15 protein-coding genes are annotated in these 16,475 nt (G+C 57.1%); 10 read left to right on the top strand and 5 right to left on the bottom strand.

What is annotated here, in order from left to right:
• The first annotated feature begins 136 nt into the window (after positions 1-136).
• Complete coding sequence (locus FEM41_RS16760; protein ID WP_138097337.1) at positions 137-943, top strand: IclR family transcriptional regulator domain-containing protein; 807 nt, start codon at positions 137-139, stop codon at positions 941-943.
• Here the strand turns inward: FEM41_RS16760 and smrA are convergent.
• Both smrA and FEM41_RS16750 read right to left on the bottom strand, forming a co-directional pair.
• Complete coding sequence (smrA, locus tag FEM41_RS16755) at positions 940-1,503, bottom strand: DNA endonuclease SmrA (protein WP_138097336.1); 564 nt, start codon at positions 1,501-1,503, stop codon at positions 940-942. The two genes, FEM41_RS16760 and smrA, sit on opposite strands and share 4 nt — an antisense overlap.
• Positions 1,504-1,592: 89 nt before the next feature.
• Positions 1,593-1,925, bottom strand: a complete 333-nt coding sequence (locus FEM41_RS16750; protein ID WP_138097335.1) for a hypothetical protein — start codon at positions 1,923-1,925, stop codon at positions 1,593-1,595.
• A 485-nt stretch (positions 1,926-2,410) separates the two neighbouring features.
• On the opposite strand from FEM41_RS16750, the gene FEM41_RS16745 reads away from it, so the two are divergent.
• Positions 2,411-2,767, top strand: a complete 357-nt coding sequence (locus FEM41_RS16745) for an MmcQ/YjbR family DNA-binding protein (protein WP_138099233.1) — start codon at positions 2,411-2,413, stop codon at positions 2,765-2,767.
• A gap of 42 nt (positions 2,768-2,809) precedes the next feature.
• On the opposite strand, the gene FEM41_RS16740 is transcribed toward FEM41_RS16745, so the two are convergent.
• Positions 2,810-3,757 (bottom strand): LysR family transcriptional regulator, encoded by a 948-nt coding sequence (locus FEM41_RS16740; protein ID WP_138097334.1) that lies wholly within the window; start codon positions 3,755-3,757, stop codon positions 2,810-2,812.
• A 176-nt stretch (positions 3,758-3,933) separates the two neighbouring features.
• On the opposite strand from FEM41_RS16740, the gene FEM41_RS16735 reads away from it, so the two are divergent.
• The 7 genes from FEM41_RS16735 to uspE all read left to right on the top strand — a co-directional run bounded on the left by FEM41_RS16735 (position 3,934) and on the right by uspE (position 11,963).
• Positions 3,934-5,244: a M20 family metallo-hydrolase gene (locus tag FEM41_RS16735; RefSeq protein WP_138097333.1), complete on the top strand. Its 1,311-nt coding sequence runs from the start codon at positions 3,934-3,936 to the stop codon at positions 5,242-5,244.
• Positions 5,244-6,695 carry a M20 family metallopeptidase gene (locus tag FEM41_RS16730; RefSeq protein WP_138097332.1) on the top strand — a complete coding sequence of 484 codons (1,452 nt, stop codon included), beginning with the start codon at positions 5,244-5,246 and terminating at the stop codon, positions 6,693-6,695. The genes FEM41_RS16735 and FEM41_RS16730 overlap by 1 nt, the downstream gene beginning before the upstream one ends.
• A 46-nt stretch (positions 6,696-6,741) precedes the next feature.
• The gene (gene abgT, locus FEM41_RS16725; RefSeq protein WP_138097331.1) at positions 6,742-8,274 is read left to right on the top strand and encodes a p-aminobenzoyl-glutamate transporter; all 1,533 of its coding nucleotides are present in this window, start codon (positions 6,742-6,744) and stop codon (positions 8,272-8,274) included.
• A gap of 107 nt (positions 8,275-8,381) precedes the next feature.
• Positions 8,382-9,335, top strand: coding sequence for an aldo/keto reductase (locus FEM41_RS16720; protein WP_138097330.1), 954 nt, complete (start codon positions 8,382-8,384; stop codon positions 9,333-9,335).
• A 111-nt stretch (positions 9,336-9,446) separates the two neighbouring features.
• Entirely contained in the window at positions 9,447-9,962 is a 516-nt protein-coding gene (gene ogt, locus FEM41_RS16715) for a methylated-DNA--[protein]-cysteine S-methyltransferase (RefSeq protein ID WP_138097329.1), read from the top strand.
• A gap of 154 nt (positions 9,963-10,116) precedes the next feature.
• Positions 10,117-10,869, top strand: a complete 753-nt coding sequence (fnr, locus tag FEM41_RS16710) for a fumarate/nitrate reduction transcriptional regulator Fnr (RefSeq protein ID WP_138097328.1) — start codon at positions 10,117-10,119, stop codon at positions 10,867-10,869.
• Between the two features lie 143 nt (positions 10,870-11,012).
• Positions 11,013-11,963, top strand: a complete 951-nt coding sequence (gene uspE / locus FEM41_RS16705) for a universal stress protein UspE (protein ID WP_138097327.1) — start codon at positions 11,013-11,015, stop codon at positions 11,961-11,963.
• A 61-nt stretch (positions 11,964-12,024) separates the two neighbouring features.
• Here the strand turns inward: uspE and pntB are convergent, their stop codons facing one another.
• Together pntB and pntA are read right to left on the bottom strand one after the other, a co-directional pair.
• A complete protein-coding gene (pntB, locus tag FEM41_RS16700; protein ID WP_138097326.1) occupies positions 12,025-13,413 on the bottom strand; it encodes a Re/Si-specific NAD(P)(+) transhydrogenase subunit beta in 1,389 nt (462 codons plus the stop codon).
• Positions 13,414-13,422: 9 nt separating this feature from the next.
• Positions 13,423-14,955, bottom strand: coding sequence for a Re/Si-specific NAD(P)(+) transhydrogenase subunit alpha (gene pntA / locus FEM41_RS16695; RefSeq protein WP_168198816.1), 1,533 nt, complete (start codon positions 14,953-14,955; stop codon positions 13,423-13,425).
• 548 nt (positions 14,956-15,503) lie between these two features.
• Here pntA and ydgH point away from each other — a divergent pair.
• Positions 15,504-16,448: a DUF1471 family protein YdgH gene (ydgH, locus tag FEM41_RS16690; protein WP_138097324.1), complete on the top strand. Its 945-nt coding sequence runs from the start codon at positions 15,504-15,506 to the stop codon at positions 16,446-16,448.
• Positions 16,449-16,475: the final 27 nt, after the last annotated feature.

Raw genomic sequence — 16,475 nt, 5'->3', positions numbered from 1 at the left:
ATTGCGTTCTTCGGCCAAAATGTGAGCCTGTTAACGAACAGGGTCAAGGGCGATAATCGAAATATGGTGCGATTATCGAACATCATGTATCTTTCTTCCCAGAGTGTGATCGATGGCAAAAATAACGGAGGGGAAAATGGAAAAAGAGCGCGACCATTACGTGGGCGGCGAGCGGGATCCCTTTAAGGGCGATCCCAATTTTATGACTTCGCTGGCGCGCGGTCTTGAGGTGATTCAGGCCTTTACCCCACAGCGGCGGGTGCTGTCTATCTCCCAGATTAGCCAGAAGACCGGCATACCCAGAGCGGCGGTGCGGCGCTGTCTTTACACCCTGGGCAAGCTGGGTTTTGTCTATGCCGAGGATGGCAAAAACTTTCAGCTACGGCCGCGGATTCTTTCGCTGGGGCACGCCTGGCTTGCCTCTACCCCGCTGGCTAAATCGGCCCAGCCGGTGCTCAGGCAGTTAAGTGAAATGCTTAATGAGTCCTGCTCTATCGCCATTCTGGACGGTGACGATATTCTCTATATCGCCAGGGCCTCCAGTTCGCGCATTATGACCATCGATCTCGACATTGGCAGCCGTCTGCCCGCCTGGTCCACCTCCATGGGGCGCGTATTGCTGAGTCATCTGCCGGAAGAGCAACTGAACGATACCCTGGCCCGGGCCACCATGATTCGCTATACCTCCCAGACCCTGGGTTCGGTCAGCGAATTAAAAGAGGAGCTAAAGCAGGTCCATCAGCAGGGCTATGCCCTTAACGATCAGGAGCTGGAAATGGGGCTGCGCTCCATCGCCGTTCCGCTGTTTAATTCACAGGGCGGCGTAGAGGCGGCGCTGAATGTGGGAGTACACGCCGGGCAGGTGTCGGCGCAGGAGCTGCGCGAGCGGGTATTGCCACAGCTCCAGGCCGCAGCACAGGAGCTGTCGCTGCTGATACCTTAACCGCGCCGGGCGGCGTGGCGTTCCCGGTTATCGAGCTTCGCCAGCGCCGATTTGCGCAACGACACATAGCAGGCTCCGGATCCACCGTGCTGCGGCTGGGCTTCAGCAAAGGCCTGCACCTCGTCAAATTCAGGCAACCAGCGCGCCAGATAGCTGCGCACCACGTTGGCATGAGTGTTATCCGACCGGGCGCGACCGTGCACGATCAGCAAATTGCGCAAGCCGTCGCGCGTTGCCTGAAGGATAAAGGCGTACAGCAAGGTTCGACAGCGTTCAACCGACTGCTGCCGCAGGTTCAGACTGGCCTCGCGGCCATATTTCCCTTTGCGCAACTTATCCAGCACGCCGGTTTGCAAGCCATCGCGCCGGAACAACAGCGGCTCGCTCAGCGGAACGATTTCCAGAAAACCGGTGGTCAGAAAGTTGTCGAGTTGCAGATCGTCGCGGTGACGACGGGGGCGCGGCGGCTGGCTTTTTTCCCAGTGAACGTCAGTACCCGATTTCAGGGGCCTGACGTCCCCTACCGCATCCAGAAACAGGCTTTTCTCATCCGGGGTCACGATCACACCTCCGACCATAGCAACAACAGAAGATGTATGACTATAGCGCCCCACCTCCGTTGGCTCAACGGGGGCGGCGCGTGAGGAAATTACAGCGTGGGGCGGGCGGAAGATTGCTGTTCCAGGCGGCGAATGGTGGCGCGGGCATCGGCCAACTCCCGGGCCTGACGTGATTCCAGCTCGGTCAGCGTTTTTTCACGCCCCATCAGATCGCTGATGGTCTTCTGCTGCATCTCGGCCTGGCCGATCGCCGCAATTCTGGCGGTATCGGCCTGGACGAACAGATTGTGGTGATAAAATGCCGACCAGCCCAGGCCGCCAACCAGCGACAGGACAAATGCAGCAATAGCGAACCGGTAACGGCTGTCGATATCGGACCAGCCGCGCGGCTGGTAGTGTTCATTCTGAGTGTGCTTAATCATTCGGAAACTCCACTGCCTGAGTCACAGGCAAAACGCTCAATATGATTCTCCGACCCGTGTCTTACGCACGCGCCGTTTTTGCTCTTTATTATCAGATACGGGTAAGAATATCACAGGGATCCTGCCGCAAAAGGGCCGATAATGCTAAAGATAATGACTTAATTCATCGCATTATACTGATAGCCTGTCAGGATCTTCCCGCTACTATGATGCAGCCACTCTCTTTAAAAATCAATAAGTTAAAAATGTTTTTCAGGAAAGCTTTTGATTGATAATTGCGCAGTTATAGTCGGTGATGCTCGATCCCCCGAACATGGCTGTAAATAGTGAGGATACCCGCCGGGCGAGCCGGAAGAACGCAAGAAACGTGCTATAACACAGGAAGGGTTTCGCCCTGTCCTTATGGGGTTGCGGGTTATTACCATAACTCCGAACGCCATATTACAAAGCCAGAATCTTTATCACCAGACGATACGGGAGTGATGATGAAAAGAGAGTCATTATTCAGCTATGCCCGGCAGCATTTTAGCTCAGAGCCAGAGTACCTATGGAGTAACCTGCCGGATTACGCAGTACTTCGCCATCATAACGGAGATAAATGGTTTGCTATTGTGATGAGCGTCCCCGGTACAAAGCTGGGGCTGAAAACGAATGATAGAGTGGATATCCTTGATGTTAAGGTCAGGCCGGAACATATAGGTTCATTGCGAAAAAAAGACGGTATCCTGCCTGCCTACCATATGAATAAAGAGCACTGGGTCACCGTGATTCTTTCCAGTTCACTCTCTGACAAAGAAATACATGAGCTGCTTGCTGATAGCCATGATCTGACCTCAGGTTAAAACCGGGCTGAATGATATCAGGATTTCTTTTTTATTACCCCTTTAATGAGTCACGCACTCCCCGGGCTCCGAAAACGGAATCGTCGGCTCCTGAAAAGCGCACAAGCGACGAAAGTGGCTGATAAGTAAAGCGGTAAGCGGCGTGGGGGGTGTATCGCGGCGCTGAATCAGGTAATAACCCGCCATGGGCAGCAGCTCCTGAATTTTCACCCGTTTTAGCAGGCCCCTGTGCTGAATATCCTGCCCCATATCTTCCGGCAGCACGGTCAGATAGTCGCTGCGGGCTGCCAGGTTAATGCTGGAGGTGAAGGTTTCACAGACCACGCCGATATCCGGCTGAATGTCGTGGCGCTGAAAGAACTCTTCCATCTGGCGGAAATAACTGCCCTGAGGCGACGGCATTGCCCAGCGGCAGGCGCCGAGCTGTGACAAATGGCGGGCGTCGATAGCCGGATGATCCAGCCGGGCAAAGATAGCGAAGCGCTTTTCCAGTAGCTTCTCAAAGCTGAATTCACGCTCCCAGGGACCGCGATACCAGGTGTTGATGGTGAAATCGAGTTTGCCCTGACGCAGTTCGTCGATCATCGATACCAGTTGCCCTTCGACAATTCTGACCTTGACCTCCGGGTGCTGGCGCTGAAAATTAGCGATGGCCGTCGGCATCAGGCTGCGTGAAATACTGGCCCCCAGCCCAATATTGACCTGGCCGCGAAACTCCCCCAGGGTCTGGGCGATGGACTCTCTGGCGGCGCGCAGCTCTTCCAGAATCAGACAGGCGTGTTGAAAGAAGCTGTCACCGCATACCGTCAGCGCCACCCCCTGGCTGCGACGGACAAAGAGCTGCGCCCCCATCCCCGTCTCCAGCTCGCGGATCGATTTGGTCAGCGCTGGCTGGGACACACCCAGAGTGCGGCTGGCGCCGCGGATACTGCCATGGCGCGCTACCTCTACAAAAGCGCGAATCTGATGAAACTTAATCTGAAAGGACATTCCAGGCTCCGATAACCGTTGTTTATCAGATGAAACAAACTGTCATCTACTGTAAAGCAAAGCGATATGCCAGGGTAATTCCTGAAAGGCAAAAACGTAGATTCAGAGGCCTGCGATAAGCAAAAACTATCACAACGTGAACTGAATCACAGAAAACGCTTATATAAGGAACGGAGATGGATTCGCTTGCACAACAGATAGAAGCCCTGGCCCCCAAACTGCGCCAGTGGCGTCGCGACTTTCACCACTATGCCGAATCGGGCTGGGTCGAGTTTCGTACCGCGACCCTGGTGGCCCGCGAGCTGTATTCCCTGGGCTGGCAGCTCGCGCTGGGGCGCGATGTTATCAGCGCCGACGCCCGTATGGGTCTGCCGGATGCCGACACCCTGGCGGCCGAAGAGCAGCGCGCCCTGGCTCAGGGCGCCGATCCCCAATGGCTCCCGGCCTTTTCCGGCGGTTTTACCGGTCTGGTCGCCACCCTGGAGACCGGCAAACCCGGACCGGTGTTCGGCTTTCGGGTGGATATGGACGCCCTGGATCTCAGCGAGCAGCAGAACGCACCGCATCGCCCGGCGGCGGAGGGGTTTGCCTCCTGTAATCCCGGCATGATGCACGCCTGCGGCCACGACGGCCATACCGCCATCGGTCTGGGGCTGGCGCATCTGTTCAGCGCCCTAAAGCCGCAGCTATGCGGCACCATCAAGCTGCTGTTCCAGCCCGCTGAAGAGGGAACCCGCGGCGCCCGCGCCATGGTGGAAGCCGGCGCGCTGGATGATGTGAACTACTTTACCGCCATCCATATCGGCACCGGCGTGCCGTCAGGCGAAGTGGTGTGCGGCAGCGATAACTTTATGGCCACTACCAAGTTCGATGCCCTGTTCCGCGGTACAGCTGCCCATGCAGGCGGCAATCCCGAACAGGGACGCAATGCCCTGCTGGCCGCCGCCCAGGCCGCACTGGCGCTGCACGCTATCGCTCCCCACAGTCAGGGGCCGTCACGGGTCAATGTCGGCGTGATGCAGGCGGGCAGCGGACGTAACGTGGTGCCTGCCGATGCCCTGCTGAAAGTAGAAACCCGCGGCGCCACCGATGAGATTAACGAATACGTGTTCGCCCGCGCCCGCCAGGTTATCGAAGGGGCAGCTATCAGCCACGGCGTACAGCAGGAGATCCGCCTGATGGGCGCCGCCACCAGCAGCCATCCCTCCCCGGAGTGGGTCGATTTTGTTCGCCGCCAGGCCGCCCTTATTCCCGGGGTCGAACGCGCCGTAGAGCGCAGCGAAGGCAGTGCCGGTTCGGAAGACGCCACTCTGATGATGGCCCGGGTTCAGGCCAGAGGCGGTCAGGCTACCTATATGGTGTTCGGCACCACCCTCAGCGCGGGCCACCATAACGAATACTTCGACTTTGACGAAAGCGTCATGTCCACGGCGGTCAACACCCTGGCGAGCCTGGTGCTCAATTTCCCGCAATACGGAGAGGCGTAATGGAAAATCTGTATCCGTTCGTTAATGACGCCATCGAAACCCGGCGCGCGCAGTTTTCCGCCCTTGCGGATGAGATTTGGGATCATCCGGAAACCCGTTTTGAAGAGTTCTGGTCAGCGCAGCGACTGGCCGATGAACTGGAAGCGGAAGGCTTTCACGTGGAGCGCGGCGTCGGCGGCATCGAAACCGCTTTTATCGCCAGTTTCGGCAGCGGCAGCCCGGTTATCGCCCTGTTGGGCGAATATGACGCCCTGGCTGGCATGAGCCAGCAGGCCAGTTGCGCAACGCCAGAGCCGCTAACTCCCGGCGCCAACGGCCACGGCTGCGGCCATAATCTGCTGGGCAGCGCCGCACTGGCTGGCGCCGTGGCGGTAAAAGCCTGGCTGGAGAGTCAGGGCGGCCAGGGAACGGTTCGCTTCTACGGCTGCCCCGGCGAAGAAGGCGGCTCCGGAAAAACCTTTATGGTGCGCGAAGGGCTGTTCGACGACGTCGATGCCGCCGTGACCTGGCACCCGGAAGCCTGGGCGGGCATGTTCAGCCTTGCCACCCTGGCGAACATTCAGGTGGCTTACCGCTTTCACGGCATAGCGGCCCATGCCGCCAACTCGCCCCATCTGGGGCGCAGCGCGCTGGATGCCGTCACCCTGATGACCACTGGCAGCAACTTCCTGAACGAACATATTATCGAGAAGGCCCGGGTGCACTACGCCATTACCGATACCGGCGGTATTTCCCCCAATGTGGTGCAGTCCCACGCCGAAGTGGTCTACCTGATCCGCGCACCGGAAATGGCGCAGGCCCGGGAGATCCACCAGCGTATTGAAAAAATTGCCCAGGGCGCGGCGCTGATGACCGAAACCCGGGTGGAATCACGCTTTATTAAAGCCTGTTCCGACTATCTGCCCAATCGCCAACTGGAGGCGGCGATGTACGAAGCCATGCAGGCCTTCGGAACGCCCGACTGGAGCGATGAAGAGCGTGCTTTCGCCGCCCGCATTCGCGCCACGCTGAATGAAAACGATATTACCAACAGCCTGAACAATATCGCCGGTACGGCTAACCAGCGAGGTGAGGAGTTTGCCCGTCGCCAGCGCAATACCCTGCTGGTGGACGAGGTAGCCCCCTGGGAGCCGAATCGCGGTTTGCTGGCAGGCTCCACCGATGTGGGCGACGTGAGCTGGAAAGTGCCGGTGGCCCAGTGTTTCAGCCCCTGTTTCGCAGTGGGTACGGCGCTACATTCCTGGCAACTGGTCAGCCAGGGGCGCACCAGCATTGCGCATAAGGGCATGTTACTGGCCGCGAAGGTGCTGGGGGCTACTGCTATCCGGCTGTTGAACGACGCTGACCTGGTGAAACGCTGCCGCCATGAACTGGCTCAACAGCTGGCGCAGCGTCCGTGGCAATGTCCACTGCCGGATGATGTGACACCGTCACCTTTGTCCGGCGCATAAAACAATAAATAACACAACAACATCAATAACAATCGAGGAACGCCCCATGAGTATGTCATCCATACCGTCGCATTCCCCCTCCCGCTTTTATGGCTGGATTGAAAAGGTGGGCAACCGGGTGCCGCACCCTTTTCTGCTCTTTATCTGGCTAATCGTCATTCTGATGGTGGCGACGGCGCTGCTTTCGGCCTTTGACGCCGGAGTGCGCAGCCCGACCGATGGCAGCATCGTTCAGGTCAGGAACCTGCTGAGCGCCGAAGGACTGCACTGGTTTTTACCCAATGTCATCAAGAATTTCAGCGGTTTTACGCCGCTGGGCGCTATTCTGGCGCTGGTATTGGGCGCGGGTCTGGCAGAGCGTGTCGGGCTGCTACCAGCGCTGATGGTGAAGATGGCCTCCAGAGTCAGCGCCCGTTACGCCAGCTATATGGTGCTGTTTATCGCCTTCTTCAGCCATATCTCTTCGGATGCCGCGCTGGTGATTATGCCGCCGATGGGGGCGCTGATCTTCCTGGCGGTAGGTCGCCACCCGGTGGCCGGGCTGCTGGCGGCCATCGCCGGTGTGGGCAGCGGCTTTACCGCCAATCTGCTGATCGTCACCACCGACGTGCTGCTTTCCGGGATCAGTACCGAAGCGGCCCACGCTATCGATCCGCAAATGCACGTCAGCGTGATTGATAACTGGTACTTTATGGCAACCTCGGTCATCGTGCTGACCCTGGTCGGTGGCCTGATTACCGACCGCATTATCGAACCGCGGCTGGGGGTCTGGCAGGGCAACAGCGATGAACGACTGGAACAGCTAACGGCGGCGCAGAATCGCGGCCTGCTTGCTGCCGGTATCGCGGCGCTGCTGTTTATCGCCGGTGTGGCACTGATGGTGGTGCCGGAACACGGCCTGCTGCGCGATCCAGTACAGGGCACCATTCTGCCCTCGCCCTTTATTCGCGGTATTGTGCCGCTGATCATCCTGTTTTTCTTTGTGGTTTCCATCGCTTATGGCATCGCGACCGGCACCATCCGCCGCCAGGGCGATCTGCCTGCGCTGATGATTGAGCCGATGAAAGAGATGGCGGGCTTTATCGTGATGGTCTTTCCGCTGGCGCAGTTTGTCGCCATGTTCAGTTGGAGCAATATGGGCAAATTTATGGCGGTGGGACTAACCGATCTGCTGGAAAGCTCCGGACTAAGCGGCGTTCCGGCTTTTGTGGGACTGGCGCTGCTGTCGTCACTGCTGTGTATGTTTATCGCCAGCGGTTCGGCGATCTGGTCGATTCTGGCGCCTATTTTCGTGCCGATGTTTATGCTGATGGGCTTTCATCCGGCCTTTGCCCAGATTCTGTTCCGTATCGCCGACTCTTCGGTGCTGCCACTGGCGCCGGTTTCTCCGTTCGTGCCGCTGTTTCTGGGCTTCCTGCAACGCTACCGACCAGACGCCAAACTGGGCACCTACTATTCGCTGGTTCTGCCCTATCCGCTAATCTTCCTGACGGTCTGGCTGTTGCTGCTGGTGGTCTGGTATCTGTCTGGTCTGCCGATTGGCCCCGGCGTGGTGCCGCGGCTGGTCGCTGCTGGCTAACTCATTATTTTTTTAACGATTGATGCCCTGAAGGCGTTTGGCGGCTGACAAATCGGGCATCTTCGTCAACAGTAAACGGCATCACTAAAAAGCACACAGGAGGAAATATGGAACAGCGGAAACTCGGCAAGACCGGTATCGACATCGTCCCACTGGTCTTCGGCGGCAACGTCTTTGGCTGGACCATTGACGAAAAGACCAGTTTCGAAGTGCTGGATGCCTTTGTTGATCACGGTTTTAACGCGATCGATACCGCCGATGTCTATTCGCTCTGGGCGCCGGGAAACCCCGGTGGCGTTTCGGAAACCATTATCGGCAACTGGCTGAAGGCCCGTCCGGGAATGCGCGATAAGCTGGCCATCTTTACCAAGGTCGGCGCCGATCTTGAAAAACCCGGTCAGAAAGGGCTTTCCGAACGCTGGGTAACCCAGGCGGTGGAAGACTCCCTTAAGCGGCTGAATGTGGAGGCCATCGATCTCTATTTCTCACACTGGCCGGATCCGCAGACACCCTATGAAGAGACGCTGGGCGCTTATCAGAAGCTGTTGAAGGCTGGAAAGATTAAAGCCGTGGGCGCCTCGAATCTGGATGCCAAACAGCTCGCCGACTCTCTGGCGGTAGCGCAGAGCGAAGGGCTGCCGGCTTATCAGGTTCTGCAGCCGGAATATAACCTCTACGATCGCGGCTCATACGATGGCGCCCTGCGCGATCTCTGTATAAAGGAAGAGCTGGGCGTGGTGACCTACTACAGTCTGGCATCGGGTTTCCTGAGCGGTAAGTATCGCGGCGAAGCCGATCTGGCAAAATCACAGCGCAGCGATAAAGTCGCGGACTACCTGAATCCGCGCGGTTACGCCATTCTTGACGCGCTGGATGCCGTCGCCAGAGGTCACGGCGTGCATCAGGCGGAAGTGGCGCTGGCCTGGCTGATTCAGCGTGAAGGCGTGACCGCGCCTATCGCCAGCGCTACCAGCGTCAGCCAGATAGAAAGCTTTGCCCGGGCGGTTTCCCTGACGCTTACCGCTGAAGAGGTGGCTGCGCTGGATACAGCAAGCGCCTGATTTTATCCGCAATGCGTCACGCCAGGGACTTTTTTGCAGGCTGGTTGTCCCTGGCGTTGACATGGTATCTTGTCGCTACTCGTGAGTCAGAATCAAAAACAGGAATTTGCCATGCTGACGCTGTTGCAGGATAAGATCGCCACCCCGCTGGGGCCGCTGTGGGTGCTGTGTGACGAGGCATTTCGGCTACGTGCCGTGGAGTGGGAAGAGCATGAAGATCGCATGGAGCAACTGCTCGATATCCATTATCGCCGGGAAGGCTATCAACGGGTCAACAGCCGGAATCCTGGCTCCCTCTGCGCCCGGCTGAACGACTACTTCGACGGCGATCTCGGCGTGATTGACGCCCTGCCTGGCGCCACCGCCGGAACCCCCTTCCAGCGCGAAGTCTGGCAGGCGCTGCGCACTATTCCCTGCGGACAGACGATCAACTACGGGCAACTGGCTCAGATGCTGGGCCGCCCTGGTGCTGCCAGGGCCGTCGGCGCAGCTAATGGCGCCAACCCGATCAGTATTGTGGTCCCCTGCCACCGGGTTATCGGTCGCGACGGCACGCTTACCGGCTACGCGGGCGGCGTACAGCGTAAAGAGTGGCTGCTGCGCCACGAGGGCTGGTTACTGCTGTAACAATAACGCCGCAATTTATCGTACAAATTCAGCAAGATGAATTTTGCTCTCAGAAACGATTCAGTACATTTGTCGTTAGCGGCGTAACCAGACTTATCATGGGGAGAAAATGATGTTAAAATTGACGCATATCAATTAAGGCCTGAGCAGACTTATGATCCCAGAAAAGCGCATTATCCGACGCATCCAGTCTGGCGGTTGTGCTATCCATTGCCAGGATTGCAGCATCAGCCAATTATGCATCCCGTTCACCCTTAACGAACATGAGCTCGATCAGCTTGATAATATTATTGAGCGAAAAAAGCCCATTCAGAAAGGACAAACGCTGTTTAAAGCCGGGGATGAGCTGAAATCGCTGTATGCCATTCGGTCTGGCACTATCAAGAGCTATACCATTACCGAACAGGGCGACGAGCAGATTACCGGCTTCCATCTGGCAGGCGATCTGGTGGGTTTCGATGCCATCGGTACCGGCCACCATCCGAGCTTTGCTCAGGCGCTGGAAACCTCAATGGTATGTGAAATCCCGTTTGAGACCCTGGACGATCTTTCCGGCAAGATGCCCAATCTGCGTCAGCAGATGATGCGTCTGATGAGCGGCGAGATCAAAGGCGATCAGGATATGATCCTGCTGCTTTCCAAGAAAAATGCCGAAGAGCGGCTGGCTGCCTTTATCTATAATCTGTCGCGCCGTTTTGCCCAGCGCGGTTTCTCGCCACGCGAGTTCCGCCTGACCATGACTCGCGGCGATATCGGCAACTATCTGGGACTGACGGTCGAGACCATCAGTCGCCTGCTGGGTCGTTTCCAGAAGAGCGGCATGCTGGCGGTGAAAGGTAAATACATTACCATCGAAAACAGCGACGCCCTCTCGGTGCTCGCGGGCCAGGCCCGCAACGTGGCATAACCCCGCCTTATCCTTCTTCGCCGGGCCAATAAATTTCCTGATTTATTGATCCGGCGAAAGTTTCTTTCCTGTTTAATTACGCAATGCCAGGTTAATCTTATCTGTAAACAGACTGCGGTTTTACAGTTGTAAGGAGACCCTGTATGGCGAAGTATGAAAACATGCTGGTGGTTATCGACCCCGACCAGGACGATCAGCCAGCATTGCGACGAGCAGTGTACCTGCATCAACGGATTGGCGGCAGGATCAAAGCCTTTCTGCCCATTTATGATTTTTCATATGAGATGACTACGCTTCTGTCGCCCGATGAACGCACCGCCATGCGCAAAGGTGTTATCAGTCAGCGCACAGAATGGATCAAGAACCAGGCGCGCTACTATATAGAAGCGGGCATTCCCATCGATATTAAAGTGGTGTGGCATAATCGCCCCTTCGAAGCCATTATTCAGGAAGTCATCGCCGCTGAACACGATCTGGTACTGAAGATGGCTCACCAGCACGATCGGCTGGAAGCGGTGATCTTCACCCCTACCGACTGGCATCTGCTGCGCAAGTGCCCTTGCCCGGTCTGGATGGTTAAAGACAAACCCTGGCCGGAAGGCGGTAAAGCGCTGGTAGCCGTTAATCTGGCCAGCGAAGAGCTGTACCACAATGCGCTGAATGAAAAGCTGGTGGAACAGACGCTACGGCTGGCCGCTCAGGTTAACCATACCGAAGTCCATCTGGTGGGAGCCTATCCGGCTACGCCCATCAATATCGCCATTGAACTCCCTGACTTTGATCCCAGCGTCTATAACGATGCCATTCGCGGTCAGCATCTGCTGGCCATGAAGGCGTTACGTCAGAAATATTCCATTGCCGAGGACATGACTCACGTCGAGAAAGGTCTGCCGGAAGAGGTGATTCCGGACCTGGCCGAGCATCTGCAGGCGGGTATCGTGGTGCTGGGTACCGTGGGCCGTACCGGTATCTCCGCCGCCTTCCTGGGAAATACCGCCGAGCAGGTGATCGACCATCTGCGTTGCGACCTGCTGGTGATCAAGCCCGATGACTACCAGACGCCGGTAGAGCTGGACGACGAAGAGGACGACTGACTTCCGCCCGTAAAAAAACGCCCGCGACATCTATCGCGGGCGTTTTGCTTTTGAGCGCCGGTTACAGCGCCCGCAGAATCGCCTCTACGCTCGCTTTGGCATCGCCAAACAGCATCTGAGTATTCTCTTTAAAGAACAGCGGGTTCTGCACCCCGGCATAACCGGTATTCATGGAGCGCTTAAAGACCACCACATTCTGGGCTTTCCACACTTCCAGCACCGGCATACCGGCAATAGGACTGTTGGGATCGTCCTGAGCCGCCGGGTTGACCGTATCGTTGGCGCCAATCACCAGCACGGTATCGGTCTCACCGAAGTCGTCGTTGATCTCGTCCATCTCCAGCACCACGTCGTAAGGCACTTTCGCTTCCGCCAGCAGTACGTTCATATGGCCGGGCAGACGCCCCGCTACCGGATGGATGCCGAAACGAACCTTCACGCCGCGCGCCCGCAGCTTCTCGGTAATTTCCGCCACCGGATACTGGGCCTGGGCCACGGCCATACCATAGCCGGGGGTGATGATGACCGAGCTGGAGCCCTTCAGCATCTCCGCCGTCTCTTCGGCGCTGATTTCCCGATACTCGCCGACCTCTTCCTCACCGCTGCTGACGCTACCGTCGCTACCGAAACCGCCTGCAATCACGCTGATAAAGGAGCGGTTCATCGCCTTACACATAATGTAAGAGAGAATAGCCCCCGAAGAGCCCACCAGCGCGCCGGTGACGATCAGCAGGTCATTGCTGAGCATAAAGCCCGCCGCCGCTGCCGCCCAACCAGAGTAGGAGTTCAGCATCGAAACCACTACCGGCATATCGGCGCCGCCGATGGAGGCCACCAGATGCCAGCCGAACGCCAGCGCGATCAGGGTCATCAGCAGCAGCGCCAGCATCTGCAGCCCGGTGCTTTCGGTACGCACAAACAGCACCAGCAGCAGGAAAGAGACCACCAGCGCCGCCAGGTTCAGCTTATGACGATTAGGCAACATCAGCGGTTTCGAGGAGATCTTGCCGCGCAGCTTACCGAAAGCCACGATAGAGCCGGTAAAGGTCACCGCGCCGATAAAGACGCCCAGGAACACTTCCGTCAGATGGATATTCTCCATCACCGGTTCCAGACCCGGCGCGTGATCGATATAGCTGTTAAAGCCTACCAGTACCGCAGCCAGCCCCACAAAGCTGTGCAGAATCGCCACCAGTTCGGGCATCTCGGTCATCTCGACCTTTTTCGCGAAGTGGATGCCGATGGCACCGCCGATGATCATCGCCACGATAATCCACGCTACGTTGCCGGTCTCCGGCCCGAAGATGGTAGCGATCAGCGCAATGGCCATACCCGCGATACCGAACAGGTTGCCCTGCTTCGACGTCTCATGTTTCGACAGACCGGCGAGACTGAAAATAAACAGAATGGCGGCCACAATATAGGCCGCAGTCACTAATCCACCAGACATGGCTCCCCCTTAGTTCTTCCGGAACATTTTCAGCATGCGCTGAGTGACGGTGAAGCCACCGAAAATATTGATACTGGCGATCAGTACCGCGATAAAGCTAAAGATGCTGACCCAGCCGCCGTGGCCGATCTGCAGCAGCGCCCCGACCACGATAATGCCCGAAATGGCATTGGTGACCGACATCAGCGGCGTATGCAACGCGTGCGAGACATTCCACACCACGTAGTAGCCCACCACGCACGAAAGCGCGAAGACCGTAAAGTGGCCGAGGAACTCTTTCGGCGCCACATCCGCCAGCCAGCCGAACAGGACAACCACCAGCGCCATCAGCGCATATTTACGCCAGGGTGAAACAGGTTTAGCCGGTTCAGCTTTCGGCTGAGGCGCCGCCTTCGCGGCAACCTGAGGCTGGGCGGATACCTGAATTGGCGGAGCAGGCCAGGTGACTTCGCCGTCGCGCACCACGGTAACGCCGCGCACCACCACATCCTCAAAGTCTACCTGAATATTGCCGTCTTTCTCTTTGCACAGCAGCTTCAGCAGGTTTACCAGGTTGGTACCGTATAGCTGGGAAGACTGGGTGGGCAGGCGCCCCGCCAGGTCGGTATAGCCAATTACCTTCACGCCGTGGGGCGTCACGAACACCTCGCCGGGCACGGTATATTCACAGTTACCGCCATTCTGCGCTGCCAGATCGACAATCACGCTACCGGGCGTCATGCTGTCGACCATCTCACGGGTAATCAGCTTCGGCGCTGGTTTACCGGGAATCAGCGCCGTAGTAACGATAATGTCTACCTCTTTCGCCTGAGCGGCGAACAGCGCCATTTCGGCCTGAATAAAGGCGTCGGACATCTGTTTGGCATAGCCGTCACCGCTGCCCGCTTCCTCTTTAAAGTCCAGTTCGAGGAATTCGGCGCCCATACTCTGCACCTGCTCTTTAACCTCCGGACGAGTATCGAAGGCGCGCACGATGGCGCCCAGACTACCGGCAGCGCCGATGGCTGCCAGCCCGGCAACACCGGCGCCAATCACCATTACTTTGGCTGGAGGAACCTTACCCGCAGCGGTGATCTGACCGGTGAAGAAGCGCCCGAATTCATGCGCTGCCTCAACGATGGCGCGATAGCCCGCAATATTCGCCATGGAGCTCAGCGCATCCAGCGACTGGGCGCGCGAAATACGCGGCACCGAATCCATCGCCATCACCGTAATCTTGCGTGCCGCCAGTTTATCCATGAGTTCCGGATTCTGCGCCGGCCAGATAAAGCTCACCAGCGTCGCGCCATCGCGCAGTTGGGCAATCTCATCGTCCAGCGGTGCGTTCACCTTCAACACTATGTCCGACTGCCACACCTCGGCGCCAGCCGCCAGACTGGCCCCGGCGCGGACGTAAGCCTCATCCTCAAAACTCGCCTTGATCCCCGCGTTGTATTCCACCACTACGCTAAAACCCAGCTTGACCAGCTGTTCAACGGTTTTCGGCGTGGCGGCGACGCGGGTCTCATTAGCTAACTGCTCTTTTGGTACCCCAATTCGCATAATATTCCCTTCCATCCGGTTATTGATGATGGTTCGTCTGTATTTCTCACAGGCGATAACGCGCCCGACGCCAGGTTTCCCGAATACGGACGCGTAATGACCCAAAATGAAAAAAGGCGCTGTAACAACCTTTCTATAACCTACTGAAAACAGAGCCTGTGATCCATATCAGGATTCGAGACTTTTTTATATTATTAGCAAAATTCACCAGCCGTCCCGCCCTGATAGCTATTTTTACTTTAGCTGGCGCTCTGGGGGCTTATTTTCGGCGTTGTCATTGTCAATGAAAAGAATATAAGCACTTAATAAATAATAATTTTAACAATAAATTAACTTTAAAATCGATATTCCTTATCACTTTTCCCGGTTAATGCATCAATTTCCCCCTCATCGCGCCAGAGGGCACAGTACGCCCCGATTCACGATAAAAAACCTCGAAAATTGACGCAGACAATGGTACAGATTCAGTGCCATAATCAGCGGCTGACTGGAAATTATAGAGCAAGCCACTCAGTTCTCATTTTTTTGCGCAAGGCGAAGGATTAATTATGAAGCTTAAGAAGACCCTGCTGGCGTCAGCCCTTTTATCTCTGACCGCGATCTCCGCCCATGCGGCGACCGAACTGACGCCTGAGCAGGCCGCCTCCCTGAAGCCCTTTGAACGCATTACCCTTACTGGCCGTTTCACCGCCCTGAGCGATGCCGCTAAAGCCGTGTCCAGCCGCGCCGACGCCAAAGGCGCCGATGCCTTTTATATTCAGGATACCAGCGATATTGGCAACAGCGGCAACTGGCGCGTGGTGGCCGACATCTACCATAAAGACGCCCCCGCAGCAGAAAAACCGCATAACCGGGTGATCAATGGCGTGATGGAGCTACCGAAAGATCAGGCCTACCGCCTCGAGCCCTTCGATACCGTGACCATTCAGGGCTTCTACCGCTCGCAGCCGGACGTGAACTACGCCATCGCCAAACAGGCGAAGGAGAAAGGCGCGGCATCGTTCTATATCGTTCGCCAGATCGACGCTAACAACGGCGGCAACCAGATCATCACTGCTTTCATCTATAAAGCCGATGCGAAAAAGCGTGAAGTGCAGAGTCCGGACGTGATTCCGGCGGATTCTGATGCCGGTCGTGCCGCCGTCGCCAGCGGCGGCGCCGCAGCGAAGCAGGTTGAGATCCCGGGCGTTGCTTCTTCCAGTCAGCCGAGCTCTAACGTGGGCCGCTTCTACGAGACGCAGTCATCCAAAGGTGGGCGTTACACCATAACACTTCCGGACGGCACCGCGATTCAGGAAGTGAACAAAGTCACCGCGGCTCAGATGGTGCCCTTCGATAGCGTGAAGTTCACCGGCCACTTCGGCAATATGACCGAAGTTTCCTACCAGGTAGCGAAGCGCGCGGCTCAGAAAGGCGCTAAGTACTACCACATCACCCGTCAGTGGCAGGAACGCGGCGGCAATATGACCATCAGCGCCGACCTGTTTAAGTAAATCCTTATTCTGACAAATCCCGGGCAG

The sequence above is a fragment of the Jejubacter calystegiae genome, from assembly GCF_005671395.1.
GTDB lineage: Bacteria > Pseudomonadota > Gammaproteobacteria > Enterobacterales > Enterobacteriaceae > Jejubacter > Jejubacter calystegiae.
Note: the sequence above shows the minus strand (reverse complement) of the source record. Positions and strands in the feature narration are given on the sequence as shown.